Genomic DNA, 25,297 nt, shown 5'->3' on the forward strand with positions numbered 1-25,297 from the left:
CAAGCCCAGCGGTCACACCTCCAGGTGACCGATGGAGGCCGGCATGCACATCAAGCTGATCGAGGGGTTGCAGTGGAGCACCGAACCCGGTGGCTCCGGCGGCCTGTGCAACAAACGCGGGGAGAAGGTGCACCTGCGCCAGGGCGATATGGACGGCGCCTGCGGCCCCTACTGTCTGGTGATGGCGATGCTGGCGCGCAACCAGCTCAGCCGGCGCCAGGCCAAGGGGCTGGAACGGGTGGATTCGCGCACCCGCTACGGGCGCCTGATGGAGGCGCTGAATCGCCACGAGACCCTGGTGCGGGTCGGCACCACCGGGCATGACCTGCTGGCCCTGCTGCGTGAGGTGAACGACAAGGAACACCGGGTGGTGACCGGCAGCGGGGTGGAGATGGTGCGCCAGGCCCGCGCCCACCTGGAGGACGACTTCCCGGTGTTGCTGGGCTTCCACGGCCACAAGGGCAGCGACATCCGCCACTGGGGCCTGGCCATCGGCATGAGCGACGACGCGTTCTTCCTGCTCGACCCGGCCCATGAGCTGCAGCCCGGCCTGGCCTGGAACGCCATCCTCACCAGCGAGGCCCATGGCTCGCGCTTCGGCTATCGCTACATCAATGCCAAGGGCACCTGGGCGGTGACCCTGAAGGAAATGCTCGCCCTGCTCTGAGCCCTAGAACTTCTCGTTGGCGTTGAGGTAGCGCCACTGGCCCGGCTGCAGCTTGGCCATGGCCACGCCGCCGATGCGGATGCGCTTCATCGCCACCACTGTGAGCCCCACCGCTTCGCACATGTGGCGGATCTGCCCCGGCTGGGAGCCCTTGAGGGCAAAGCGCAGGCGGGTTTCGTTCTGCCAGCTGACCTTCATCGGCGGCAGGGCCTGGCCTTTGTAGCTGAGGCCGTGGCACAGGCGCTTGAGGCCGTGTTCGATGATCTGCCCGGAAACTTCGACGATGAACTCTTCCTCCACCTTGTTGGCGTGATCCAGGCGACGGGTCACGCCCCAGTTCTGGGTGAAGACCATCAGGCCACTGGCGTCGGTTTCCAGCGGGGTCAGCAGGTTCTGCCGGATGAAGTGCTTCTTCAGCGGGCGCATGCCGGGCTGGTCAGGGGTGAGGTTGTCCGCCACCAGCAATTGCAGCACCGAGTTGGCACCCATGCCGATGCCATAACCTGCGGGCTTGTTGAGCAGCAGGGTGACCGGCTCCACAGTGGCGGCCACGGCATTGGGCAGCAGCACGACCTGTTCGTCGAGCACCTTGAATTGCGGTTCCTCGACCACCTTGCCGTTCACCGTCACCCAGCCGTTCTCGATATACAGCTCGGCATCGCGACGGGAGCAGGGCACGAGTTCGGCAAGGCGTTTGGACAGGCGCACGGGTTCGGACATGACGGGGTACCGGAAGAGGGGCGGCCATTGTAACCGCGGAAGCGCTGCGGCGGCGCGCCGATGCGGGCGGCCGAATGGCATCGGGCCGGAAGAGTCCGGCCCGATGGGGTGCTGCGGGGAGGCGATCAGTGCACGCGTATTTCCACTTCCTGGGGCACGTCGAGCGTTTCCAGGTCGCCCTCGATGGCGCTCTCGGCGCTTTCCGGCTGGTTGGCGAACAGCCCCAGCAGGCGCGACATCGGGTGATGGGGCTTGGCGCCTTCGGCGAGCTGGGCACCGCCTTCCACGGTTTCCACCGGCTCGGGCAGCATTTCGGTGACCACCTTGAAGTCGGTGATCTGGATGGTGCCGCGCCCGGCCGCCAGCAGGTGGAAGGAGAACGCCTTGCGCGCCTGCGGGTTGTCGAAGGCGAAGGTGATGGACACCGGCTTGCCCTTTTTCAGCACGGGCAGCTCGGGGATGGGCAGGGCCACGTCACGCTCGAACTCCTTGGTCTTCAGTTGCAGCTGCGCGCCCTGGCGATCCATCTGCAGCACGTTGATGCCCAGGCGTACCGTGGTCCGGCTGTTCTTCGGCAGTTCCATGTACTGGGCGCCGATCAGGTTGTCGGCCCAGTCGTCGCGGGCCTTGTCCTTCAGGCGGATGCGCTCGCGGGTGGCGAACTGGTATTCCTGGCCGAGGGCACCGCCCAGCAGTGATTGGTCGAGCAGGGCCGCGCGCTGGCTGACCAGGCGCGCCTGCTTGCCGCTGAAGCGCCCGAGGAAGCGTGCCTCGTCGGCGATGAAGCCCTCGCTCTGGTAACGGCGGCAGACCTGCTGGAAGTCGCACTCGGTGAAGGTGCCGCGGCCGTCGTGCTGGCGCAGCATGCCGTTGGTGTAGGAGATCATTTCGCGGCCGCTTTCGTAGTCGCGGAACAGCGAGCGGCCGGCCAGGTTCTGCGGCACCTTGTAGCCGAAGTAGTCGAGGATCGAGGTGGTCAGGTCGACGTGGCCGTACACGCCGCTCTTGATCGGCGGCAGCGAGGCCTGTTCCGGCGCCAGCACCAGGTTGAAGCCCCAGGCGGAGGCGAGGCGGACCTTGTCGATGCCGTGGGACTCGTCCGAGGTGATGATCACCAGGGTGTCCTTGAGCACGCCCTGTTTTTCCAGGCCGGTGAGGAAGGCGTCGACGGCGTCGTCGAGGTAGGCGATGGCGGCCTTCTTGGCGTCGGGGTAGCGCGCCAGGTACTCATCGGGTGCCGAATAGGGCTGGTGGGTGCCGACGGTGAGCAGGGTCAGCATCCAGGGTTTCTTCTGCTGGCGGATCTGCTTCACGTAGCCCAGCGCGCCTTCGAAGAAGGCCTTGTCGTCCATGCCCCAGGGGAATTCCAGGTAGGCCTTGTTGCGGAACCAGTCGCGGCCGAGGGTCTTGTCGAAGCCCATGGCCGGCATGACCTTGTCCTTGGCCATGAAGCGCAGCCCGGCACCCTGCAGGAAGTGGGTGGCGAAGCCGTGGCGGTGCAGCTGGGCGGGCAGGCAGTCCTTGGCCCGCGAGGGGTTGTTCAGCAGCTCCAGGCCCTTGGGCGTGCCGGAGTCCAGCTTGCTGTAGTCGCCGCAGAGCATCGAGTAGAGGCCGCGGATGGTCTGGTGGCTGTGCAGCACGTAGTCCGGCGTGGTCATGGCGCGCTCGGCCCATTGGCTGAGGCGCGGCATCAGCGATTCCTGGTAGCTGCTGTTGATCGCCGCGCGGTTGGCGGCGATGTAGGCACCAGGGATGCCTTCCAGGGTGATCACCAGCACGTTGCGCGCGCGGCCGGGCTCGGCCAGCAGCGGGGCGCCGTCGAGGTCGAGGCGGGCGAGGCCGGCGATATCCGGCGGCGCGTCGGGCTGGTCACCATCGAGCCAGTCTTCCACCGCCAGTTGGCCGCTGTTGAGGGCACCGGCCAGCAGCTTGTGGGGCAGGTTGAACTGCTGCCACTGCTCGGCTTCGCTCGGGTGCAGGTACTGGATGGCGGCGTGGCTGGCCAGCAGGGCCACGGGCACGGCCAGCCAGGCGCGCGAGGGGCGCTGTTGCGGGCGGCGCCAGAGCAGGGCACAGGCCAGCAGCGCGACGGCGAGGGCGATGGCCAGCCAGGGGTAGGTGAGGCCGCCGCCCTGGGTCGAATGGCCGACGAATTGCGGGTCCATCAGGTATTTGAGGTCGCTGGGCTCGGGCATGCGGCCCACGGCGCCGACCAGTTCGGCGGTGCCGAGGGTGATCAGGCTGGAGGCGACCATCACCGGCAGCGCCAGCCACAGCGGGCGCCGGTAGAGCAGGGCGATCAGCAGCGAGCCGATGGCAAGGTCCGACAGGTAGCCGAAGCCGTCGCTCCAGCCCAGCCACCAGCGGGCGGCGAGCGGAATGATCAGGAATAGAACGCCAAGGGGCAAAAGGTGCAGCGGTGAAGACAGCCAGCGGCTGGAAGGGCGCACAGGAACTCCTGAGATCAGACAGCGAGAATCCATGGGGGTGATGGACAGAAAAAGAGGCGATGGTGGTTCGCCGACATGATTCTGAAACATCGTTGTGCTTACGGCCAGTAGACAATCGGCCGCGCATCGAATTCTGTGTGCCGAGTCGTTTCTGCCACCTGGCGACGAGTGGTGGGGAAAGGCCGGTGGGCGGCGTGCATGGCCCGGTGGCGCGCCCGCCTGTAGAATGCCGGCCTTGTTCATTGAGGTAAGCAAGATGGCTCTGATCGGGCGATTCAATTCCCTGCCGGTGGTGAAGCACACCGAATTCGGCCTGTATCTGGACGGCGACCAGGACGGCGAAATCCTCCTGCCCAAGCGCTATATCCCGAAAGATCAGCCCACCGAGATCGGTGACTGGCTCAACGTCTTCGTCTACCTGGACAGCGAGGACCGCCTGATCGCGACCACGCAGAAGCCCAAGGTGCAGGTGGGCGGCTTCGCCAGCCTCAAGGTGGTGGAGATCAACCGCATCGGCCTGTTCCTCGATTGGGGCCTGCCCAAGGACCTGCTGCTGCCGCACTCGGAAGAGAAGCGCCCGCTGCAGGTCGGCGACTATTGCGTGGTGCACGTCTACCTCGATCGCCGCACCCGCCGCATCACCGCCACCGCGCGGCTGGACCGCTACCTCGACACCACCCCGGCGCGCTACAGCGTTGGCCAGGAGGTCGACCTGCTGGTGGCCGACGAAACCGACATGGGCTTCAAGGCCATCATCAATGACCGCCATTGGGGCCTGATCCACCGCAACGAGATCTTCAAGTTCCTGCGCAGCGGCATGCGCGAGAAGGGCTTCATCCGCGAAGTGCGCGCCGACGGCAAGATCGCCCTCAGCCTGCAACCGGTGGGCGAGCAGCTGGCCACGGGCCTCAACGAACAGATCATCGCCAAGCTGCGCGAAGAAGGCGGCTCCCTGGCGGTGAGCGACAAGAGCCCGCCTGAGGTGATCTCGCGACTGTTCGGCGTGAGCAAGGGCAACTTCAAGAAGGCCATCGGCGGCCTGTACAAGCAGGGCCTGATCCGCATCCACGACGACCGCATCGAACTGGTCGGCTGAACCCCGTCCGTCCTTCGCGGCATTGCATTTCGCCCGGTCGATTTCTGCTCGATCGGGCGAAATGCACGAAACCGCTGCGCTTCAATTCGCTCAACCCATTGATTTATCTGGGATTGCCGTTGTCAGAGAGCTGGCACGATGACTGCAATGAACCCCCTCAGGATAAAAAAGCTCACTGGGAGTGAACGATATGGGTCTCGACATCAAGAAGTTGGCCAAGGCCTTTCCGGACTACGAGTTCAGTGCGCAGCTGCGCCCCGATGGCGGCTACGTGGTTGCGCTGGAAAAGGACGGCACGCGTTTTCAGCGGGTCGTTCCGGCACTGAAGGTGCCTGAGCAACTGGAGTGGACCATCAGCACCATCAAGCGCGACATGGCCCTGGAACTGGGTGAGGTGCCGCCGGTGGAGTCGCTCAAGAGCCTGCGCAAGACGCCCCTGCCGCGTTACTTCAACGCCTGATTACCAGCGGCGCGAAAACGGCCATCAGCTTCGGTTGATGGCCGTTTTTTTGTGCCTGCGTTTTCTCCAGGAGGGAAGGGCGGCGTCGGGGTGTAGGGGCGACTTCAGTCGCCCACGGCGCGCAGCGCCGCTATCCCACAGAGGAGCTCACGCGCCAATGGCCTTCCCGTTCGATCAGGTCTCGACGCCCTGCACGGGCGGCATCATCTGTTCGTCTTCGCCGGGTTCACGCTTGTCGGCCTGCTGCGGCGGCTGGTCCTGCTGATCCTGTTCCTGCTTTGGCTTGCCGAGCCAGTCCTGGGTGGATTTCTGGGCTTCGTCCACCTGCTTGTTGACCTGCTCCACCGCTTCGCTGATGGCTTCGCGGGCAACGTTTTCGGCGGCTTGCTGGGCCTTGTCGGCGAGCTTGTTGGCCGACTCTTCGGCCAGGTCGCAGCCGCCCAGGGCCAGCAGCAGGGCGCCGCCCAGGGCGAAGGAGGTGAGGCGGGAAGCGGATTTCATCTGGGTACTACTCCGTGGTGGCCGGGCCTGGTGAACGTGGCCCATGGACGCGCGGCATGATCGAACAGGACGGCTCGCGTTGGAACGCCCCGCTGCGGGGAAACTGTGTGCGGAGATGACAGGCGGGGAGGGTGGAACAAGCCTCGGGCCCCCAGCGGCGACTGTATTGGGCCCGAGGCTTTGAGGCCGTCGGTCAGCCGGCCTCGTACTCACTGACCGGCGGGCGACGGGGAAGGTTCCCAACGAGCGCCAATCAGCCGCTCTGTGGCGGTCGCTCAGCGCGGGTTGTTCTTGTTCTGCTCCTGCAACTGACGGATCTGCTGTTCCATCTGCTGCATGCGCTTGCGGTCGTAGTCGCGGTCATAGCTTTCGCGCTTTTCCCGCTCGGCTCTTTCGCGCATCTCGCTGACCCGCGCATCGCGGCTGCTGCTGGCGCTGTCTTCGATCACGGTGACGCGTGAGCCCCGGCCCGAGGAGTGGCTGCCTTCGTCGCGCTCTTCGTTGCGCGGGCGCGGTTGTTCGGCGCTGCCCTGGATATCGACCTGGGGCAGGTTGACCGGGGGCGGCGCCACGCCGGAGGGCGCAGCGGGTTCGATGATGCGGGTGGACTGGCCTTCGCTGGCCGGGCAGGGAACGGCGGAGTAGCTGGTGGTGCCGTCGTTGCCGACGCATTTGAAGACCTGGGCCTGTGCCAGGACCGGCAGCAGGCAGAGGCCGAACAGGGCGGATCTCAAAGTGCTTCCCTCACTTCGTTCGAAACGGCCGACAGGCTAGCAGCCGGCCGATGCGCACGAAAGAGGTGGCAACTCGCCGCAGGGGCTCAGGCGCCGGCGTTCGCCGCCCGCCGCCGGGCCAGGCGCTCGCGCAGCAGCTCGGCGCCGCTGACCAGCAGCAGCCCGGCCAGCACCAGCGCAGCGCCGAAGACGAAGCTGGAGGTCAGCGGCTCGTTGAGCACCAGCACGCCGAAGCCGACGCCGAAGAGCGGGGTCATGAACGACAGCATCGACAGGCGCGAGGCCAGGTAGCGACGCAGCAGCCAGAACCAGGCGACGTAACTGAACAGCGCCACCACCAGCACCTGGAAGCCGAGGCTGAGCAGGGCCCTGTCGCTCAGGTGCAGCTGCGTCTTGCCGGTGGCGAAGGCCACGCTGAGCAGCAGCACCACGGCGCCGGCGAGCTGATAGAAGAGGGTTTTCACCGGTGCCGCCTCGGACAGCGAGGAGCCACGGATCAGCACCGTGGTCGCCCCCCAGGCAATCGCGGCGATCACGCCCATGGCATCGCCCAGCAGGGTGGCGCCGCTGTCGTTTCCGGGGTTGCCGAGAAAGGCCAGGGCGATGCCGCCGAAGGCCACCATTACGCCGAGCCATTGCACCGGCGAGAGACGTTCCTCCGGCAGGATCAGGTGCAGGCCGAGGGCGGCGAAGATCGGGGCGGTGTAGAGGAACACGCCGATGTGCGAGGCGGTGCTGCGCACCAGGCCTTCGGAGATGAACAGGAATTCCAGGGCGAACAGCAGGCCCACGCCCAGGCCCGGCAGCAGGGTGCCGTCACTGAAGGCGCCACGGCCTTCGCGCCACAGGGTGATGAGGCCGAGCACCAGGGCAGCGACGCCGGAGCGGATGGCCAACTGCATGATCGAGGAGACGTCGTCGTCCACCAGCTTGATCGACACCTGCTGGAAGCCCCAGATCAGGCACAGCACCAGCATCAGGCTGCAGGCGAACAGATCCAGGGGCAGGCGGCGGGCTTTCATCGATGGTCTCGCAAGGCAGGGGCCGCGAAGCAGGCGGCCAAGGCGGGCAGAATCGCTTCACGCCGCCTTGCATTCAAACGATGTTTTGTCATCATGCTTTGACTTCAACTCAAAGCAGAATCCATGCGTACGCCATCGCTCATCGCCTTGCGCGCCTTCGAGGTCGCCGCCCGTTGCCGCAATTTCACCGAGGCGGCCAGCGAGCTTTCGGTCACCCCCGGCGCCGTCAGCCGGCAGATCCGCCTGCTCGAGGAAGAGCTCGGCATCAGCCTGTTCGACCGCACCCGCAACACGGTGACCCTCAACGACAATGGCCGGCGCCTGGCGGCCACCGTGTCTGAAGCCTTTGCACTGCTGGCGCACGGCGCCGATGCGTTGCGTGGGCAGCGCGAGGGACCGGTGCACATAACCTGCGCGCCCTCCATCGCCACCCATTGGCTGATGAAGCGCCTGAACCAGTTTTCCACCCTGCACCCGGACGTGACCCTCAGCCTGGAGTCCACCGAGGAACTCATCGACCTGGAGCGGGGCGAGGCCAGCCTGGCCATCCGCTTCGTAACCGCCGGCACTCGCTTGCCGTCGAGCGAGCTGCTGTTTCGCGAGGCGTTCTTCCCGGTGTGCAGCCCGACCTATCTGCAACAGCACCCGCTGCGCGAACCTGCCGACCTGGTGGGGGCGCGGCTCATCCACGCCACCTGGAAGAGCGCGTCGAAGCTGAGCATCCCCAGCTGGGGGGATTGGTTCGACCAGCATGTCGGCCCCGGCGTGGACGCGTCGGCGGGCATGCGTTTCGGCCTGATCGGCCATGCGATCCAGGGGGCGGTCGCCGGCCAGGGGTTCGCCCTGGGCTCCACGGCCCTGGCGGGGGATGACATCGCCCAGGGACGCCTGGTGCTGCCCTTCGGCCAGGCGTGCCGCATCACCACGCCCTGGGAATACCGCCTGGCCTGGAGCCGCAAGGCCACGCCCGGTGAGCGGCTGCGGCGGCTGATCGATTGGCTGGTGGCAGAGGCACGCAGCAGCGCCGCCGATATCTGACCCAGGCGGGTCGCGGCAGGCAGGAAAGGCGAGGGAGGCGAGGGAGGTGCTGCGGGGGTGGAGCTGCGCCCGGCGAATGAGTTCACTCGCCAGGGGGCGCGGAGGGCGTTACTTGCCGATGCGGATGTGGCGGCTGGGAGCGGCCTGGCCACTGACACCCTTGGCGATCTTCTGGATTTCGCCACCGGACTTCAGGAAGGCGGAAACCTGCTCGGCGATCGATTCGCTGGTTTCGACGGCGGGCGGAGGCTTGGGCTTGCTGCTGTGGGAGTTCTTGATGCGCATTGGGGGCTCCTTATCAGGACAGTGCCGCAGGGCTCGGCGGTGGAATAAATACCCTGAAAAAAAAACCGGCCCGAAGGCCGGTTTCTTTGTACGGCAGTGATTAGATCACTTGTACTTCGTCGGCTTGCATGCCTTTCTGGCCCTGCACAGCGATGAAGGAAACCTTTTGGCCTTCCTTCAGGCTTTTGAAGCCGGCGCTCTGGATGGAGCGGTAGTGAACGAACAGGTCCGGGCCGTTATCGGTGGTGATGAAGCCGAAGCCTTTTTCATCGTTGAACCACTTGACGGTGCCAGTTTGACGATCAGCCATTTTGAAACTCCTTGAACAAAGTTGACACGGCGTTGGAACTTTCCAGGCCGGACTGAGCGCAAAGAGTGGATAAATCGAAGGCTTGAAACCGTGGATCGATTTACGGTGACACATGCAGCACAGTGCGCAACACCATACCCGTCCGCGCGGGGATTGCCTATCGTTTTATTCGCATCGGCGAAAAAGGCTCCTTCCGTCTGTCGCTCCGCTTTCCCGCCGCGCTTCGCGGATGCCTTGCAACGCCGCGTGGTTACAGGCTTCATCCACTTTTGCCCTGACCTCGTCGAGCGCTCACCGATGATCCGAGAAATCCTCAAGATGGGGGACCCGCGCCTGTTGCGCGTGGCGCCTCCGGTCCCCGCCGAACTCTTCGGCAGCGATGAACTGCAACGCCTGATCGACGACATGTTCGAGACCATGCACCACGTCGGCGGGGTGGGCCTGGCCGCGCCGCAGATCGGTGTCGACCTGCAGCTGGTGATCTTCGGATTCGAGCGCAGCGAGCGCTACCCCGATGCGCCGGCGGTGCCGCCGACCATCCTCATCAACCCGGTGATCACGCCCCTGGGCGAGGAACTGGAGGAGGGTTGGGAGGGCTGCCTGTCGGTTCCCGGCCTGCGCGGCGCGGTGAACCGCTACCGGGCCATCCGCTACCAGGGCGTCGACCCGCAGGGCAACGTCATCGACCGCCGGGTCGAAGGCTTCCATGCGCGGGTGGTGCAGCACGAATGCGACCACCTGATCGGCCGCCTCTATTCGTCGCGCATCACCGACTTCGCCAAGTTCGGTTTCACCGAGGTGCTGTTCCCCGGGCTCGATCCCGCCGCCGACGACTGACCGCGCCGCCCGACCTTGGTCGGGAAGCGCCGCTGCGCCCGGCAACCCGGCGTGACCTCTTCTATGCTCCTGCGCGCCCGACCATGCGCAAAAGGAGCCTGAGCATGACCACCACCGCTGCCGTGCTTGCCGTCGACCTGGCCAACGTCTACGACGCCCCCAAGGGCGGCAAGCTGCTCTACACCCTGGCCTGGGGTGACTATGTCGATGTGCTGGAGGTCACCGACACCCACCTGCGCATCGCCACCCACACCTACCAGGAGCGTTCCGACGGCAGCATCCTGCCGGTGGCCACGGAGGCCTGGCTGGTGCCGCCGAAATCCGCGCGACGGGCGAACGGTGGTCGCCTCAAGCCGGCCGACCTGGTGCTGCCGCGCGCGGAAAACCGCGTACTCAAGGTCAACTTCGTCGACGTGCAGCAGGGTGATGGCGCGGTGGTCGAGAGCCCCGGCGGCAAGGTGATGCTGGTGGATGGCGGCGACAACCAGATGTTCGCCCGTTACCTGGCGGCGCGTTATCGCGGCACCTCCGATGATGCGCCGCGGCCGATCGATTGCATCCTGGTGACCCACGGCGATGCCGATCACTTCTCCGGCCTGACCCAGATCCAGCGTTCCGAAACCAACGCCGAGCCGCGCAAGCGGCTGTTCATCGAGCCCCGGCGCATCTACCACAACGGCCTGGTGAAGCGTTCGAAGAGCGGGCGCAAGGAAACCGAACTGCTCGGCCCGACCCTGGACGCCGACGGCCTCAAGCTGCTCACCCCGCTGCTGGACAGCCCGTTGCAGGTGCCGGCGGAGGAGATGAACACCGACTTCCGCGCCTGGCGCAAGGCGCTGGAGGCCTGGCAGGCGCGGGCCGAGCGGCTGGGGCGTGCCCCCATCGAGTTCCGCCGGTTGTCCCAGGGGCAGCACGATGCCTTCGACTTCCTCCGTGACGAGGGGTTGGACGTGCAGGTGCTCGGCCCCCTGCTCAGCGAGTCCGGCGGCGCCAGTGGCCTGCCCTTTCTCGGCAGCCCGCCCTCCGGCCCGCGTATCGGCCACGAGTCGCTGGATATAGGCGCCGAGGGCTTCGCCGGCTATTCCGCGTCCCACACCATCAACGGCCACTCCATCGTTTTCCGCCTGCGCTACGGCGGCTTCAGCTACCTGTTCTGCGGCGACCTCAATGACGAGGCCGGGCGTACCCTGGCGCGGCAGCATGACAAGGGCGAGATCAGCCTGCGCGCCGAACTGTTCAAGGTGCCCCACCACGGCTCGGCGGATTTCTCCGGCGGCTTCTTCAAGCGCGTCGAGCCCATCGTCAACATCGTCTCCAGCGGCGACGACCCGATGAACGAATACATCCACCCCCGCGCCACCCTGATGGGCGCCCTGGGGCGCTACTCGCGGGTGGACGAGCCGCTGGTGTTCGTCACCGAGCTGGTGGCCTTCTTCCGCCTGGAGGGCTGGGCGCACCTCAGCGACAAGGAAAAGGCGGAGAAGCGCGGCGACTTCTATGCCTTCAGCCGCAGCGCCTATGGCCTGGTCAAGACCCGCACCGACGGCAAGCGCCTGCTGGTCTACACCGACAGCGGCAAGGCTGAGCTCAAGGAGGCCTATTGCTACGAGCTGGACGCCGAGGGCGTGCCCCGGCCGGCGGTGGTGATCAAGGTCTAGGCCGGGATCTGGGGGGGCGGCACCGCGCTGCTGGTGGGCACCGATGTGCACCGCATCGTCGACCAGACGGCGTTGCTGCTGGAGGATGCCGAGCTGCACGAGCGCATGAGCCGGCCCCTCACCCCCTATGGCGATGGCCACGCCAGCGAACGCATCGCCGCGCGGCTCTGTGCCTGGCTGGAACAGCGGCGGGCGGAAAAGCGCTGCTCCTGAGCCGGGACGGGGGCTTCAGGCCTCCAGAGTGGTGGGCTTGAGGCAGCGCTCGGCGGTGATTTCCGGCAGGTCCTTGCGGCGCATGTAAACGCGTAGCGGCTCGGTGACATTGAGGCGGTCGTCGATGTTCTGCTCCAGCAGCAGCTGGATCAGCTCGCGCTTGAGGGTCATGGTGCGGTCGCCGTGGGGCTGCCAGACGAATTCGCAGGCCGGCATGATGCTGTCGTTGTCCACGTCCATGCCGAAGGAGTCTTCGCTGAAGCGCACGATGTGCCGCCCGGTCTTGGTGTTGAAGCCGACGAAGCCGGCCAGCTGATCGGCGGCGGCGCAAATGCCGCTGGAGGTGATGCTCATGGGTAAACCTCGCTGGAGGGTCCTTGGACCCGGGTCTGGTCTACACGCGCAGGCGAAGCGATGGCCCGGTCTGGCGCCGGGCTCGGCGAAGGATTGTGCAGCAGGAAAGGCCAGGCGGGAGGACGGCGTATTGCCGCAGGCCGCCGTCCGGCCGGGGCTCATTCTTCCGGCGGCGCTGCGGGCGGCGGCGGGGCAACCAGGGCATTGACCACCGCCAGGGCTTTCTCGAAGGAGGGGTAGCCGCTCTTGGCGACATCCAGGTTGGCGTAGTCGGCACGGTACAGCTCGGCCTTCAGCGGGTCGGCCTCGGTGATCAGGAAGGGCTCGGCGTAGATCTTGTAAAGCAGCGCCGTGGCATGGGGGTGGTGCTTCGCCGCCGCCTGTTCCAGCAGGCCCAGCACCTCGTCCACCTGCGGTCCTTCGTGGATCTTCAGTACCGCCTGGTAGAAGGGCACCTCGCCGCGCTGGTCTTGCGCCTCGGCACGGCTGAGCAGGGCCGAGGCCAGCTCGAAGCTGTCCGGCTCGCCGGAGGCGACCAGGATCTTCGCCTGCAGCATGTCGTTCTGGTACAGCAGACGCTCTTCGCGGCACTGCTCGCCGGACATCGGCTCATCACAGGACTGGGAAGCGCAGCCGGCCAGCAGCGGCAGGCCCAGCGCGAGCATCCATGCGTTGACACGTTGGTAGACCATCGATCGTCCTCGGACCCCGGAGAATAGGTGCTTCGACCCCCGCCGCCGCGCTGGGTTCGCCGCCATGCGAAAGCGCCCGGCACCGGAGTTCCGGTACCGAGCGCTGATGAAGTTGATCCACTGGATGGCGGCCCTGTTCGTTCAGCCCGCCGTCCCCCTGTCCGCTGGCTGCCTAAGGCAACGCCGCATGGCTGCCCAGGAGGCCGTCACCATGCTTCTTGTCGCGTTTGGCCATGCGCTTCTCATGGGCGCTCTTCAGCGGCTTCTTCTTGCTTTCCTTCTTCGCATTCATGCCTTTGCTCATGTCGCTTCTCCGTCAGGTGGTCGGGGTGACGCATCCGTGCAATGGAACGCTCTTGATCACCCGCACCTCCTTCGGCTGCCCGAGCCGGCCATTTGCTGCTACACCCAGAAAGCATAGTCGGGAAGTGGCGCTCTGCAGGCCGCGACAAAGCCTCGACTGTTTAACACTTGGGCATGGAAAGCCGCGACAGCGCCCGCCCGGGGTCGCATCATGCCGGGTTGCGGTGGCGGGCCGGGGCTGAGCCTCTCGGAACCGCGCCGGATGACTTCACGCGGCGGCAGTACGGACGGAACAGCATGGGAATGACGCCTGGCCAGGAAGCCCTGAGCTATGCGGCGCAATCGGTCGCAGGTCGGGTTCGCGATCACAACGAAGATGCACTGCTGTGCAGGCCGGCGCTCGGCCTCTGGGCGGTCGCCGACGGCATGGGCGGTCACAGCTGCGGCGAGGTGGCCAGCGCCATCGCCCTGGAAACCCTGGAGCGCGAACTGGCCGCCGGCCTGCCCCTGGAAGTGGCCGTGCACGGCGCCAATCGTGCCGTGCTGGAGGCCGCCGCCGGCCTCGACGACGAACGGCGGGGCATGGGCACCACCCTGGTGGCCGTGCGCTTCCAGGGCAGCGACTTCGAGCTGGCCTGGGTCGGTGACAGCCGCGCCTACCGCATCGACGCCGCCGGCATCCACCAGATCAGCCGCGACCACAGCTGGGTCCAGGCCCTGGTGGATGCCGGCCAGATGACCCCGGCGGAGGCCCGTGTCGACGCCCGCCGCAACGTCATCACCCAATGCCTGGGGCGTGACGACCAAGAGCTGGAAGTGGGCCTGCTCAACGGCAGCCTGCAGCCCGGCGAATTGCTGCTGTTGTGCAGCGACGGCCTCAGCGGCGAGTTGGAGGACGGGGAGATCCACGCCCAGTGCAACAAGGCGCGGACGCTGGACGGCATGGTCGATCAGCTGATCGTGCTAGCCAATAGCCATGGCGGCAGGGACAATATCACCTGCATCGTGCTGGGCCTGCCCGCGCAGGAGCAGGAAGCGCCGTCGGAACCCCCGCCGCGCTCCTTCCTCAGCCGCTTGTTCAACCCCCGAAAACAACGATGAATCCGACGCGCATCGACTCCCTATGAATGACAGCTTGCTAGAAATACCCGGCTACAGCGTGCACGGCCGGTTGGGCAAGGGCGGCATGGCCGAGGTTTACCTCGCGACCCAGGAGTCGCTGCATCGCCAGGTGGCGGTCAAGGTGCTGCAGCGCCTCGACGACGAATCCTTCAGCAAGCGCTTCGTCAAGGAAGCGCACCTGGTCGCTTCCCTGCATCACCCCTCCATCATCACCATCCACGACATCGGCCAGCTTGCCGACGGGCGCTACTACATCGCCATGGAATTCGTCGCCGGTGGCGACCTGGCCCAGCACCGTGGCGAGCGCTTCGAGCCGCAGCGGGCGCTGGACATCGTCCGGCAGATCGCCGCCGCGCTGGTGGTGGTGCACGACAAGGGCATGGTCCACCGCGACATCAAGCCGGCCAACATCCTCTTCCGCGAGGACGGCACCGCGGTGCTCAGCGACTTCGGCATCGCCAAGGAGCTGGAGCTCGACAGCGAGCTGACCCAATACAACGTCGCCGTCGGCAGCCCCGCCTACAGCAGCCCCGAGCAGGCCCAGTGTCAGCCGCTGGATGCGCGCAGCGACATCTACAGCCTGGGCGTGATCCTTCTGGAGATGCTCACCGGCGCCAACCCCTATCGCGGCTCCAGCTACACCCAGACGGTGATGAACCACGTGCAGCTCGAACTGCCGCGCCTGGTCGGTGCCCTGGAGCCTTATCAGTTCCTCCTCGACCGCATGCTGGCCAAGGACCCCGAAGAGCGCTTCGTCGACTGCCGCGTGCTGCTGGCCAGCCTGGCCGAGCTCAACGAGGGCGAGATGGACCACACGCGCCTGACCCCGACGCACAAGCCCGATACCCGTGAGCGTGCCACGCGCCCGCGCAAGGCCGCAGCGACCACGCCGCAGGCTGCCGCGCAACCCGCGCCGCGCCGTGGCCTGCCGGTGTGGGGCTGGGCGCTGCTGGGGGTGATCCTGCTCGCGGTCGGCAGCGGCTTCGGCTACCACCTGCTGCAACAGAAGAAGATCGACGACCTGCTGGCCCAGGGCGAACTGCGCCTGGGCGCCGGCAGCCTGGTGGAGCCGGCCGGTGACAGCGCCGAGCACTACTTCAACCAGGTGCTGGCCCTGGATGCCGGTAACGCCGCCGCTACCGCCGGCCTGGCCCGTGTGCTGCAAGCGCGGGTCGACGGCCTGGTGGCCCTGGGTGACCAGCGCCTGGCCGAAGACCGTCTGCTACAGCCCGAGGGCGACAGCGCGGTGGCCTACTACCAGCAGGCGCTGGCCCTGCAGCCCGAGAACTCGCGCGCCTTCGCGGGCCTCGAGCAGGTGGCGCGGCGCTTCGCCCTGCTGGCCGAGGACGCCTACGGCCACCGTGAATTCACCCTGGCCCAGGAATACATCAAGGGCGGCCTCGCGGTGGCGCCGGAAGACCCGCAGCTGTTGCAGCTGCAGGCCGACCACGCCACGCGCGTGCGCAAGGCCCAGGTGGTACGCAACGCCAGCCAGGCGCGGCAGCAGCAACAGACCGCCAACCCGGTCAAGCGTTTATGGAATCGCATCTTCGACTGATGCGCGTTAACAGGTCAGCTGGGCGATCGGCTTGGCGCAACCAGGATCAAGGATTTCGGACATGCTCAGGATTCACTTCGCAGACAATCGCCAGGAGCCGGTCTGGCTGGTGGACGAACGCTTCACCATCGGCCAGGACGCGCGCAACAACCTGGTACTGAACGAGGTCGAGGTCAGCCCCTTCCACGCGGAAATCCGCCAGGACCACGGCCTCTACTACCTCACCGACTGCGGCACCCGCAGCGGCACCTTCGTCAACGGCGAGCGCATCGGCGCGCGCTACCAGCTGCGCTCCGACGACCGCGTGCGCATCGGCACCCTGGAACTGCTGCTGGTGGACCCGGCCAAGGTCAAGCCCAAGGCCGCGCCCACCGCGCGCTGGTTCCTGCAGGTGATCAAGGGCGAGCACGAAGGGCAGAAGTACCACGTCACCGGTTCCATGACCTTTGGCCGTTCGGTGAAGTGCGAGCTGTGCTTCAGCGACCTGGAGCTGTCCCGCCGCCATGCCGAGTTCTTCCTCAAGGACGACGTGCTGGAGATCAAGGACCTGGCATCGGCCAACGGCGTGTTCGTCAACCAGCAGAAGGTCGGCACCGCCGTGCTGGCGCCGGGCGACCAGGTGCGCATGGCCTCGGTCACCCTGCTGGTGATCGGGCCCAAGGTGGAAGTGCGCCAGGCTGCCGACGAAGACGCCACCCAGTTCGTCCGTGTGATCGACCTGCCCAAACCCGTTGCCACGCCGCGCCCGGCCAGCCAGCCGGCGGTGGCCAACCCGTTGCACGCTGCTCCGGTCGCAGCTGCAGCCGAAGCTCCGGTAGCCAAGGCCAGCGATGACGAGCGCACCGGGCGCCTGGTGCTGATCGGCGGCATCGTCCTGGCCGTGCTCGGCGCTGCCGCCGTGGCTGCCAAGTTCCTGCTGTAAGGCCCGCTGGCCGGCCTGCGCGACCTTCAGTCGACGTAGTAGCCGGCCACCCTCCAGGTGCCGTCGGTGTCACGCATCGGCGTCACCGTCTCCACCGCGTCACTGTGGTGCTCGAAATTGCTGCGGTATTCCAGGATCACGTACTCGCCGTCCGGCAGGCCCGGCAACTGGGTCGCGTACTTGGCCGACTGCAGGATGCGGGCGCGCACCGGGCCCAGCGGCGAGCGCAGGTCCACCGCCAGGTTGGTCCAGTCGTAACGCGTCACCGAGTGACGGAACAGGCTCGCCGCCTGCTGCCAGCTGCCCAGGTAGTCCTCGCGGTCGGCGATCACCAGCCAGGCGCGCGCGGCGGCCTTGGCCTGCTCGATCTTTTGCGCTTCCGAGGCCTGGGCCAGGGTGCAGGCCAGCAGGCCGAAGGCCAACAGGGCGCTGCGTAGCATCTTCATCCTTCTCTCCTTGAGCCGGCGGCTTGCCCGACGATGCGATACACCTGGTGCAGCACGATGCGCAGCGCCAGGCGGCTTTGTGCGTCGTCCCGGGGCAGGTCGAAGCGGGGTAGCCAGGCACGCCGCGAGCGGATGTCCGCCCAGCGCCGGCCGTTACGAATGCGGAAATGGCAGAACGGCTGCTGCCCCAGGTAGAAGCTGCCGGGGCGCGGCTCGCTGATGCGCGGCCAGTTCCTGATCTCTCCCAGCAGTTGACCGAGGTCCGCCAGGCCATGTTCCGGTTTTCGCGCCATGGGGCCTCCGGGCCGGGGCTCAGAAGACATAGCGTGCGGGACTGCCAAGCAGTGTCCGTGCCAGCGGGCCGGGTTGGGGCAGCTCCAGGCTCAGCGGCAGCACGGGGGCGGGGCTTTGCGTCGTGGTGGTGGGCAGATACAGGTCCTGGGCGTGGCCCTTGTCGAGGCGGGCCAGCGCCTGCCAATCGGCGGCGGCCAAGGTGCCGGTAAGCGCTGCCAGGCCGGCGATGGCCAGCAGCAGGTTGAATGCGCGGGTGAGGGTCATGGCGACTGTCCCTGTCGGAATGGTGGTCGCCTGCGCGAACGGCAGGCCGCCGGAGCTGCCAATCCTAGGCCGCCACGGCGGGGGAATATTGCCTGCTTTGTCGGGGAACTGTGAAGCTTTGTTAAGTCATGGGCGTGGCGACGAAGGCCGGCAGGCGCTCGGCGCGTTCGGCGAAGTTCGCCAGCAATGGATAGCCGGCGGGCTCCAGTTCGTCGGCTATCACCAGGCGAGCGAAGCCCCAGGCCACCGCCAGGCTGATACCGTCCTGGCCCATCTCGCGGCCTTCCGCCAGGGGGCGCCGGGCCAGCTCCGCCTCCAGTTCGCGGCAGGCCGCGTGCAGCTGGTAGCGCACCCGCTCCAGCCAGGGCGCGTGCTGCTTCTCCTGGGGGCGCAGCTCCTTCTCGTAGACGATCTGCACCGCCTTCTCGCACAGCGCCAGGGCCAGGCCCACCACGCGCAGGGCCTGGGCGCGCGGCGCTGCTGCGGCGGGCAGCAGGCTGCGGCCGGCGAGGGTTTCCAGGTAGTCGAGGATCAGGCTCGAATCCATCAGCACGGTGCCGTCGTCGAGCACCAGGGTGGGCGCCTTCACCACCGGGTTGATCGCCTTGAAGGCATCGAGGTGGCGAAACACCGAAACCGCCTCGTGCTCGAAGGGGATGTCCAACAGGTGCAGGCTGATGGCAACCCGGCGGACATAGGGTGAATCCAGCATGCCGATCAGTTTCATTAACAGGTTCCTGAGTGGGTGACGGGGAGTCCAGTGCCCGTGGGGTCGGGCCAGGAGCCGAAAAATAGCCGCTCGCAGGCGTCGCGAATATCGATAGTTTCTGCTGTTTCCTGTTAGTTTCGCTTACATGAAAAACCTGCCTCCCCTGGCCTCGTTGCGCAGCTTCGAGGCGGTGGCACGCCTGGGCAGCATCACCCGGGCCGCCGCCGAACTGCACGTCACCCACTCGGCCATCAGCCAGCAGATCAAGCAGCTGGAGCAGTTGCTGGGCCTGGTGCTCTTCGTTCGCGAAGGGCGCGGGCTGCGCCTCAACGAGGACGGTCGCCTCTATGCCCTGCAGATCCGCCGGGCGCTGGAGGACATCGGCGAAGCCACCCGCCTGGTGCGTGATCGCCCCGAGCGCGAGGCGCTGACCATCGCGGTGATGCCGTCATTCGGCGCCCAGTGGCTGCTGCCGCGCCTGCCGCGTTTCCAGGCGCGCCACCCGCTCTACCGCATCCACCTGCAGGCCAGCCTCGGGTTGCAGGACCTGCGCCAGTCGGGCATCGACCTGGCCATCCGCATGGGCCAGGGCAACTGGGAGGGGCTGGAGCGGCGCCGGCTCTTCGATGACGAGCTGCTGCTGGTGGCCTCGCCGCGCTTCAACGGCGGCGACCTGCCGCAGACGCCCCAGCAGGCTTTGCGCCTGCCGCTGATCCGCACCGCCGAACCCTGGCTGCGCTGGTGCCAGGCCGCCGGGGTGGAGGAGCCGCCAGCCGACCTGGGCCTGTGGATAAACGATTCCAACCTGGTGCTGGAAGCCCTGCGCCTGTGCCAGGGCATCGCCCTCGAACGCCGCAGCCTGGTGCAGGGCGCGCTGGCCCGTGGCGAACTGGTGCAGCTCACCGGCATCAGCGTGCCCTACGCCTTTCCTTATTGGCTGGTGTGGCAACCGGGCGAAGGCGTGGGCCAGAAGCACGAGGATTTCGGCACCTGGCTGGACGAGGAGGCGGCGCTCTATCGCGCGTCCATCGGCCAGGGGCAATGATCGGCGTGCAATAAAAAGGGAGCCCTGGGGCTCCCTTTTGCGTAGCGCGGGGCGTCAGTCCGCCAGGCGCTGGTCGCGGCGCAGCTGCAGCAGGTCACCCTTGGTGCACTGCTGCGGCTGGGCGGAGGTCAGGTCGTAGCAACGCTGACCGAAGCCCATGGGCCAGTAAATGATGGCGAAGGGCGGCCAGAAGATCGATGCCACGCGGAAGCGCGCGCGCAGCTTGCCCTGCTGAACCAGCGTGCCGTGGCTGTCGGTCAGCTTGTAGGGGATGCCGCCGGCGGAGCTCCAGAAGAACGGGCGGGTGGTGACCATGCCCTGGCTGAACTGCTGGGGACGCTCGTAGACGGAAACCTTGGTGTCTTCCGGGAGCTTGAAATAGGTACGGGTGGAGCAACCCCCCGCGACCAGGGCCACCGCGACGATGGCGGCCGTGCGCTTGAACATCTTCACATCCATTCCTTTATGGGTACGACTTCATCCAGGGCGGCCAGGCCGCCGGGCGCGCATGTTGCCCATCTTTCGCTGATGGCGCCAGGCCATTAGTCGGTTGCGCCGCCGATCGGCGGCTTTTTTGTGCGCCGGTCGAGGTTGAAGCGGGAAGCTGCGAGCCCTGCTGCGCCGACCTCCGCTCTTTTGTGGGAGCGGATTCATCCGCGATGCTTTCAAGGGACATGCATCGGGTGGCGCGTAGGGGGGGCGTAAGGTGGTGCGTAGATACCGTCTTGATCCCTAGTGAGCAAGGGCCAGTTTTACGTCGTACGGCTGGCCCGATTTCAAGACGCCATAAGCGATGTTCAGCAGCTTACGCATCGCTGCACAGATGATCTGCATGCCGGTCTTGCCCTTGGCTCTGAGGCGTTCTCTCATCGCTTTGATCGCCCCGTTGTGCTGCAGGGCGCAAACGGCAGGCATGTACAGCCCAGCACGCAGCCGCGATGAGCCCATCTTGGAAATGCGGGTCTGCCCCCGGTACTTACCAGACTCCTGCAAACGCGGGTTGAGTCCGGCAAAGGCGGTAATCGCGCGGCTGCTGGTGAAGCGATGAGGGTCGCCCAGCTCCGCCAGGATCAGGGCGGCTGTCTTGTCCGCGATGCCATCGATGCTGGTCAACAGATCACGTTTGCCACGCAGATCCGGGTCATTGTCGATGTGGTCGTTGATGGCCTTGAGGGTTTCCTCGATCTGTTGCTCGATGTGCCGCAACACTGAGCGGATCGACTCCTGCACGCTGGTATCGGCCACCTCCAGGCGATTGCTCTCCATCTGCTGGATTTCCTGCAGATCCGCCAGGCGCCGCATCAGTGCTTTCAGGCGCCGTATGGCGCGAGGTTCAGGCTGCCAGGGCCGTAGCTCGTCTTGGTGGCGCTCGCCGTATTCGGCGATCAGCTTGGCGTCGACCTTGTCAGTTTTCACGCGCTGCAGCTGACTGCGGGCGTAGTGGGCGATCTGCGCAGGGTTGAGGACGCAGACCCGATAGTTCTGCTCCAGCAGCCATTCGGCCAGGGCTTCATGGTGGATGCCGGTGGCTTCCATCACGACCCAGGCACCCGCCTCGCTGTGCTTGTTCAGCCACTCCTGCAGCGTGCGAAAGCCCGCCTCGCTGTTGGCCAACTTGGCCTTGGTGCGGTACTTGCCGTTCGCCTGCAGGGTGGCGATATCAAACGTGTGCTTCGCAATGTCGACACCAATGACACTGGGCATGTGTGCTCCTCCTGATCGTTCCAAATGCGATCATCACTGCACCCGGCCCAACCTTGTGAATGCGAGCTCTGGGCTCAAGATACCGTTCGGGCTGTTCGAGTGAGTGTGGAGGGGCGGAGCACTATCTACGTCGCAGGCTCAGGGCCTAAGGGTGGACACGACTTCCAGCCCCTCCCCCGATGATCAGTCGGGAACTATTACCCCTGAAGGGGTAGTTAGTCGAGATACAAGGGTGGGCTTCAGCCCACCGTTTATCGAAGCGTGGGTCTATTGCCGAACACCCCCCTGCACCTGATTGCCGAGCAAATACCCTGCACCCATGCCGGGTTGCACCCGACCTACGAAAGCGAGGCTCCGTCTGCCCGGTGGGAGCGGTTTCAACCGCGAAGAGCTGATCGCCAATGAATTCGCTCCCACTGGAAGAGGGTGGTGCAGGTAGCACACTTGCCTGGCGCTCCCACCTCCACAAAAAAGCCCCGGCGCTTTCACGCCGGGGCTTCTTGTTCACGAGGGCTCGATCAGAAGATGTTGACCGGGTACTCGACGAATACGCGGACTTCGTTGCCGTCGTCGACGTAGGTGCTGATGTTGTTGGAGGCACGCAGCATGGAGCCGCGCAGCTTCATCTTCAGGTCCTTGGCCGGGCCTTCCTGGACCACGTACTGCACCTGGTTGAAGATTTCGCGCTCTTGGCCGCGGCCGCCCTGGCCGGCGTCGATGTTGTCGCCGCGCACGTAGGCCACGCGGTAGCTCAGGCCGGGTACGCCGTATTCGGCGAAGTCCAGGCCGTAGGCAACCTGCCAGGAGTTCTCGTCCTTGCCGTTGAAGTCGGACCAGTAGGAGTTGGCCAGCCAGATGGTGGTGCCGCCGTCGCCGATGTAGTCGCCGCTCTGGTAGCCGCCGTATAGGTAGCCGATGTCACCGCTGCTGCGCTGGTGCGCCAGGGTGAAGGAGTGGCCGCCCAGGGCGTAGGTGGCCGCCAGGCTCCAGATGCGGTTGTCGCGCGCGTCGCTGGCGGCGAATTCCTTGTCCAGACGGGTCTTGTAGCCGTTGAAGTCCAGAGTCACGGACTGGTCGTCGGCCACCGGGATGATGTAGTTCAGGTTCAGGTACTGCTTCTTCAGCACGTCCTTCACGTCGGAGGCGTAGAGCGAGGTGCTGAACTGGTCGTTGAACTTGTAGCTGCCGCCGTACACGTCGATGCGCTTCAGGCCGCCGCTGTCGCGGGCCTCGGCGCTCTTCTGGGCTTCGGCGTTGAAGCGGCCGACGTTCAGTTCCAGGCCTTCGATCTCCTTCGAGGTGATCAGGGTGCCGGTGTAGCTTTCCGGCAGCAGGCGGGAGTCGTCGTAGCTCAGTACCGGCAGGGCGGGCATCTGGTCGCCGACCTTGATCACGGTGTTGGAGATGCGGGCCTTGATGGCGGCGCCGGCACGGGCGATGTCGTCCTGGGCGTGGCCGCTGTCACCGGGCTTGAAGAAGTCGATGCCGGCAGCGCCGACGCGGCCTTTGCCACCGTCCAGGCGCAGGGCGTACAGGCCGAAGGCGTCGACGCCGAAGCCTACGGTGCCTTGGGTGAAGCCGGAGCTGAAGTTACCGATGAAGCCTTGGCCCCACTCCATGCGGTCGGACTTGGTGTGCTTGTAGTCACGGTTCATGTAGGCGTTGCGCAGCAGCACGTTCAGGCTGCTGTCTTCGACGAAGCCCTTGGATTGCGCCTGCTCATTGGCGAAGGCGGGGGCAGAGGCAGCGATGCAGAGGGCGATCAGGCTCAGGTTTTTTTTCATTGTAGGTACTGCTCGGTTTTCGAAAGGCGGCGATTCTGAACAAGTCGCACGGTGGGTTCAAGACCGTCGAGGAGCCGGGTGGCGTGCACGTGACGACCTGTCGTCGGCGCGTCGCACCAGCAGGGGGGATAACCGCCGCGTCGCGCGGTCCATTCCAGGTCGGCCCAGGGAAGGGCGGCTCCGCACGATTCCAGCCCCCGAAGAAGGACTCCTCCATGGCGACCGATCCGTCCACCCGCACCGCGTTCCTTTCCCTGCTACTTGGCCTCGCTTCCCCGGCGGCCCTGGCCGAAGACATTCGCGTCAGCAAGACCGGCGACAGCGACGACGGCGTGTGCAACGCCGATTGCTCCCTGCGCGAGGCCATCGCCTACGCCGCCGCGCAACCCGGCAGCCACCGCCTCCAGCTGGCGGAAGGGCGCTACGTGCTCGACGCCATTGATGCGGCCCGGGGCACCGCCGACGAGGGCCTGGTGGTCAGCGGCGAGCTGACCCTTATCGGCGCCGGCACCGGCAGCACCGTGATCGACGGCGGCAGCAACGGCCGCCTGTTCAGCGTCACCGAGGGCGCGCGGCTGCACCTGGAGCAACTGAGCCTGCGCAACGGCCGCAGCGCAACCCGGGGCGGCGCGCTGCTCAACCAGGGCGAGACGACGCTGGAGCACGTCGAGTTGCGCGACAACCACGTCTACGCCATCGACTCCGGCCCCGACCATGGCTGGGGCGGCGCCATCGCCAACTACGGCTGGCTGGACATCCGCTCCTCGCGGCTCATCGACAACCAGGCCTTCTCCGAAACCACCGATGAAGTCCGGGGCGGCGGCCTCTACAACGCCGGCCAACTGCGCATGCGCAACTCAACCCTGGAGCACAACAGCAGCTCCAACGGCGTCGACAACGGCTTTGGCGGTGGCCTCTACAATCAGGGCTACGCCGACATCGCCCGCAGCGCCCTGGTGCGCAACAGCCAGGGCGAAGGCGGGCTTGGCGCGGCCATCCTCAATACCGGGGTGCTGCGCCTGGTCAACAGTACCCTCAGCGCCAACCAGACCTATTTCGGCCGCGGCGTGCTGGTCAACGGCCGGCCTCAGGGCCAGAGCGGGGAGGGCGCCCAGGCGCTGCTGGGCAACGTCACTGTCGCCAACAACGGCAACTACGGGCTGATGAACTTCGCCTCGATGGCGGTGCGCAACAGCCTGGTGGCCGGCAACCGCTACATCAACGACGACAGCGAGGTGTTCGTACGCAACTGCCTCAACCAGGGCAGCTACTTCAACGTGCGCGGGCTGATGCTGGGCAGCGACGGCCACGGCTGCAGCGCCGACCTGCCGCTGGACGACGCGCGCACCTTCACCGAGGTGCTCGAGGCGCTGAGCGCCGCACCCGGGGCGCCGGCCCTGCACCCACTGCGCCCGGGCAGCCCGGCCATCGACGCCGGGGTCGGCACCTGCACCGCCAGCGACCAGCGCAAGCTCCCGCGGCCCCAGGACGGCAATGGCGACGGCGTCGCCGGCTGCGACCTGGGCGCCTACGAGCGCGCGGCGCCCTGAGGCGCGTCGAACCCAGTGGGGATCTCCAGCCCCACCTTGACGTTGCTCATGGAGACCAGGGTCTTGAAGCGTCGTACGTTGTTGCTCTCGAAGAACAGGCTGCGGGTCAGCTCGGTGTACTGCTCCATGGTGCGCAACGCCAGGATCAGCACGAAATCCCACTCGCCGGCGGTGTAGTAGCACTGCTGCACCTGGGGGCAGCGGGCGAAGCTGCGCTTCATCGCATCGAGCAGGTCGATGCGTTCGCTCTCCACCTCCACCTGCACCACCAGGGTCAGTGGGTGGCCCAGTTGCTCCGGCTCCACCAGCGCCACCTGGCGGCGCACGATGCCCTCGTCGCGGTAGCGCTTCAGGCGTCGGTTCACCGCCGCGGCGGAGAGGTTCACCCGCTCGCCCAGCTCGCTTTGCGGCAGCGTCGCATCGCGCTGGATTTCCGCGAGCAGGCGGTGGTCATAGTCATCGAGGGTCATGGTTGCAATTCCTTAGTCAGGAAGCGCCGGCAGGTGAAATGAAATTCCACTTGAGCGGCTGATAACGCAAAAGAACGGCGGTGAGTGGG

30 protein-coding genes are annotated in these 25,297 nt (G+C 66.4%); 12 read left to right on the forward strand and 18 right to left on the reverse strand.

The features are described from left to right. Positions 1 to 43 precede the first annotated feature (43 nt). Complete coding sequence (locus PSm6_RS18050) at positions 44 to 667, forward strand: hypothetical protein (RefSeq protein WP_263403239.1); 624 nt, start codon at positions 44 to 46, stop codon at positions 665 to 667. Positions 668 to 670: 3 nt separating this feature from the next. Here PSm6_RS18050 and PSm6_RS18055 read toward each other — a convergent pair whose 3' ends face one another. Further along, positions 671 to 1,387 (reverse strand): rRNA pseudouridine synthase, encoded by a 717-nt coding sequence (locus PSm6_RS18055; RefSeq protein ID WP_021216925.1) that lies wholly within the window; start codon positions 1,385 to 1,387, stop codon positions 671 to 673. A gap of 125 nt (positions 1,388 to 1,512) precedes the next feature. Further along, positions 1,513 to 3,837 (reverse strand): LTA synthase family protein, encoded by a 2,325-nt coding sequence (locus PSm6_RS18060; RefSeq protein WP_043244391.1) that lies wholly within the window; start codon positions 3,835 to 3,837, stop codon positions 1,513 to 1,515. Between the two features lie 256 nt (positions 3,838 to 4,093). Here PSm6_RS18060 and PSm6_RS18065 point away from each other — a divergent pair, with 256 nt between their 5' ends. Together PSm6_RS18065 and PSm6_RS18070 are read left to right on the forward strand one after the other, a co-directional pair. Further along, a complete protein-coding gene (locus PSm6_RS18065; RefSeq protein ID WP_021216923.1) occupies positions 4,094 to 4,933 on the forward strand; it encodes a CvfB family protein in 840 nt (279 codons plus the stop codon). Between the two features lie 190 nt (positions 4,934 to 5,123). After that, positions 5,124 to 5,393, forward strand: coding sequence for a DUF3509 domain-containing protein (locus PSm6_RS18070; RefSeq protein ID WP_021216922.1), 270 nt, complete (start codon positions 5,124 to 5,126; stop codon positions 5,391 to 5,393). A 174-nt stretch (positions 5,394 to 5,567) separates the two neighbouring features. Here the strand turns inward: PSm6_RS18070 and PSm6_RS18075 are convergent, their stop codons facing one another. From PSm6_RS18075 to PSm6_RS18085, 3 genes are all read right to left on the reverse strand, one after another. After that, entirely contained in the window at positions 5,568 to 5,894 is a 327-nt protein-coding gene (locus PSm6_RS18075; RefSeq protein WP_021216921.1) for a hypothetical protein, read from the reverse strand. 275 nt (positions 5,895 to 6,169) lie between these two features. Continuing rightward, a complete protein-coding gene (locus tag PSm6_RS18080; RefSeq protein ID WP_021216920.1) occupies positions 6,170 to 6,628 on the reverse strand; it encodes a DUF4124 domain-containing protein in 459 nt (152 codons plus the stop codon). Between the two features lie 86 nt (positions 6,629 to 6,714). Continuing rightward, positions 6,715 to 7,650, reverse strand: coding sequence for a DMT family transporter (locus PSm6_RS18085; protein WP_021216919.1), 936 nt, complete (start codon positions 7,648 to 7,650; stop codon positions 6,715 to 6,717). Between the two features lie 123 nt (positions 7,651 to 7,773). Here PSm6_RS18085 and PSm6_RS18090 point away from each other — a divergent pair, with 123 nt between their 5' ends. Further along, complete coding sequence (locus PSm6_RS18090; protein WP_021216918.1) at positions 7,774 to 8,688, forward strand: LysR substrate-binding domain-containing protein; 915 nt, start codon at positions 7,774 to 7,776, stop codon at positions 8,686 to 8,688. Positions 8,689 to 8,796: 108 nt separating this feature from the next. Here PSm6_RS18090 and PSm6_RS18095 read toward each other — a convergent pair whose 3' ends face one another. Then, positions 8,797 to 8,973 (reverse strand): PFL_1563 family small protein, encoded by a 177-nt coding sequence (locus PSm6_RS18095; RefSeq protein ID WP_021216917.1) that lies wholly within the window; start codon positions 8,971 to 8,973, stop codon positions 8,797 to 8,799. A gap of 100 nt (positions 8,974 to 9,073) precedes the next feature. Beyond that, positions 9,074 to 9,283, reverse strand: coding sequence for a cold-shock protein (locus PSm6_RS18100; RefSeq protein ID WP_021216916.1), 210 nt, complete (start codon positions 9,281 to 9,283; stop codon positions 9,074 to 9,076). A gap of 297 nt (positions 9,284 to 9,580) precedes the next feature. On the opposite strand from PSm6_RS18100, the gene def reads away from it, so the two are divergent. The 3 genes from def (at position 9,581) to PSm6_RS18115 (ending at position 11,991) form a co-directional block, all read left to right on the forward strand. After that, positions 9,581 to 10,120, forward strand: coding sequence for a peptide deformylase (gene def / locus PSm6_RS18105; protein WP_265167895.1), 540 nt, complete (start codon positions 9,581 to 9,583; stop codon positions 10,118 to 10,120). Positions 10,121 to 10,224: 104 nt separating this feature from the next. Continuing rightward, a complete protein-coding gene (locus PSm6_RS18110; RefSeq protein ID WP_043244386.1) occupies positions 10,225 to 11,778 on the forward strand; it encodes a ComEC/Rec2 family competence protein in 1,554 nt (517 codons plus the stop codon). A 30-nt stretch (positions 11,779 to 11,808) separates the two neighbouring features. After that, positions 11,809 to 11,991 carry a hypothetical protein gene (locus tag PSm6_RS18115; RefSeq protein ID WP_371877135.1) on the forward strand — a complete coding sequence of 61 codons (183 nt, stop codon included), beginning with the start codon at positions 11,809 to 11,811 and terminating at the stop codon, positions 11,989 to 11,991. A 15-nt stretch (positions 11,992 to 12,006) separates the two neighbouring features. Here PSm6_RS18115 and PSm6_RS18120 read toward each other — a convergent pair whose 3' ends face one another. The 3 genes from PSm6_RS18120 to PSm6_RS18130 form a co-directional block, all read right to left on the reverse strand. Then, positions 12,007 to 12,345 carry a DUF2025 family protein gene (locus PSm6_RS18120; protein ID WP_043244381.1) on the reverse strand — a complete coding sequence of 113 codons (339 nt, stop codon included), beginning with the start codon at positions 12,343 to 12,345 and terminating at the stop codon, positions 12,007 to 12,009. A gap of 158 nt (positions 12,346 to 12,503) precedes the next feature. Continuing rightward, on the reverse strand, positions 12,504 to 13,037 hold the full coding sequence (locus PSm6_RS18125; protein ID WP_043244378.1) for a hypothetical protein: 534 nt from the start codon (positions 13,035 to 13,037) through the stop codon (positions 12,504 to 12,506). 172 nt (positions 13,038 to 13,209) lie between these two features. Continuing rightward, a complete protein-coding gene (locus PSm6_RS18130) occupies positions 13,210 to 13,341 on the reverse strand; it encodes a hypothetical protein (protein ID WP_021216910.1) in 132 nt (43 codons plus the stop codon). 296 nt (positions 13,342 to 13,637) lie between these two features. Here PSm6_RS18130 and PSm6_RS18135 point away from each other — a divergent pair, with 296 nt between their 5' ends. From PSm6_RS18135 to PSm6_RS18145, 3 genes are all read left to right on the forward strand, one after another. Then, entirely contained in the window at positions 13,638 to 14,441 is an 804-nt protein-coding gene (locus tag PSm6_RS18135; RefSeq protein ID WP_265167897.1) for a PP2C family protein-serine/threonine phosphatase, read from the forward strand. Between the two features lie 22 nt (positions 14,442 to 14,463). Next, entirely contained in the window at positions 14,464 to 16,020 is a 1,557-nt protein-coding gene (locus tag PSm6_RS18140) for a serine/threonine-protein kinase (RefSeq protein ID WP_043244374.1), read from the forward strand. A gap of 61 nt (positions 16,021 to 16,081) precedes the next feature. Beyond that, complete coding sequence (locus PSm6_RS18145; RefSeq protein ID WP_021216907.1) at positions 16,082 to 16,942, forward strand: FHA domain-containing protein; 861 nt, start codon at positions 16,082 to 16,084, stop codon at positions 16,940 to 16,942. Positions 16,943 to 16,968: 26 nt separating this feature from the next. Here the strand turns inward: PSm6_RS18145 and PSm6_RS18150 are convergent, their stop codons facing one another. From PSm6_RS18150 to PSm6_RS18165, 4 genes are all read right to left on the reverse strand, one after another. Continuing rightward, positions 16,969 to 17,388: a DUF4019 domain-containing protein gene (locus PSm6_RS18150; RefSeq protein ID WP_021216906.1), complete on the reverse strand. Its 420-nt coding sequence runs from the start codon at positions 17,386 to 17,388 to the stop codon at positions 16,969 to 16,971. Then, positions 17,385 to 17,681 (reverse strand): hypothetical protein, encoded by a 297-nt coding sequence (locus tag PSm6_RS18155; protein ID WP_265167898.1) that lies wholly within the window; start codon positions 17,679 to 17,681, stop codon positions 17,385 to 17,387. The genes PSm6_RS18150 and PSm6_RS18155 overlap by 4 nt, the downstream gene beginning before the upstream one ends. A gap of 19 nt (positions 17,682 to 17,700) precedes the next feature. Next, positions 17,701 to 17,946: a hypothetical protein gene (locus PSm6_RS18160; protein ID WP_021216904.1), complete on the reverse strand. Its 246-nt coding sequence runs from the start codon at positions 17,944 to 17,946 to the stop codon at positions 17,701 to 17,703. A 121-nt stretch (positions 17,947 to 18,067) separates the two neighbouring features. Then, the gene (locus PSm6_RS18165; protein ID WP_265167899.1) at positions 18,068 to 18,673 is read right to left on the reverse strand and encodes a glutathione S-transferase; all 606 of its coding nucleotides are present in this window, start codon (positions 18,671 to 18,673) and stop codon (positions 18,068 to 18,070) included. A 127-nt stretch (positions 18,674 to 18,800) separates the two neighbouring features. Here PSm6_RS18165 and PSm6_RS18170 point away from each other — a divergent pair, with 127 nt between their 5' ends. Then, complete coding sequence (locus tag PSm6_RS18170) at positions 18,801 to 19,700, forward strand: LysR substrate-binding domain-containing protein (protein WP_265167900.1); 900 nt, start codon at positions 18,801 to 18,803, stop codon at positions 19,698 to 19,700. 54 nt (positions 19,701 to 19,754) lie between these two features. Here PSm6_RS18170 and PSm6_RS18175 read toward each other — a convergent pair whose 3' ends face one another. The 3 genes from PSm6_RS18175 to PSm6_RS18185 form a co-directional block, all read right to left on the reverse strand. Further along, entirely contained in the window at positions 19,755 to 20,147 is a 393-nt protein-coding gene (locus tag PSm6_RS18175; RefSeq protein ID WP_031286856.1) for a hypothetical protein, read from the reverse strand. Positions 20,148 to 20,432: 285 nt separating this feature from the next. Then, entirely contained in the window at positions 20,433 to 21,404 is a 972-nt protein-coding gene (locus PSm6_RS18180; protein ID WP_043247430.1) for an IS110 family RNA-guided transposase, read from the reverse strand. Positions 21,405 to 21,922: 518 nt separating this feature from the next. Next, positions 21,923 to 23,188 (reverse strand): OprD family porin, encoded by a 1,266-nt coding sequence (locus tag PSm6_RS18185; RefSeq protein WP_265167901.1) that lies wholly within the window; start codon positions 23,186 to 23,188, stop codon positions 21,923 to 21,925. Between the two features lie 215 nt (positions 23,189 to 23,403). On the opposite strand from PSm6_RS18185, the gene PSm6_RS18190 reads away from it, so the two are divergent. Then, on the forward strand, positions 23,404 to 24,738 hold the full coding sequence (locus PSm6_RS18190; protein WP_265167902.1) for a CSLREA domain-containing protein: 1,335 nt from the start codon (positions 23,404 to 23,406) through the stop codon (positions 24,736 to 24,738). Here PSm6_RS18190 and PSm6_RS18195 read toward each other — a convergent pair. Continuing rightward, a complete protein-coding gene (locus PSm6_RS18195; RefSeq protein WP_265167903.1) occupies positions 24,717 to 25,208 on the reverse strand; it encodes an Lrp/AsnC family transcriptional regulator in 492 nt (163 codons plus the stop codon). The genes PSm6_RS18190 and PSm6_RS18195 overlap by 22 nt on opposite strands. Positions 25,209 to 25,297 lie beyond the last annotated feature (89 nt).

The sequence above is a fragment of the Pseudomonas solani genome (assembly GCF_026072635.1).
GTDB lineage: Bacteria > Pseudomonadota > Gammaproteobacteria > Pseudomonadales > Pseudomonadaceae > Metapseudomonas > Metapseudomonas solani.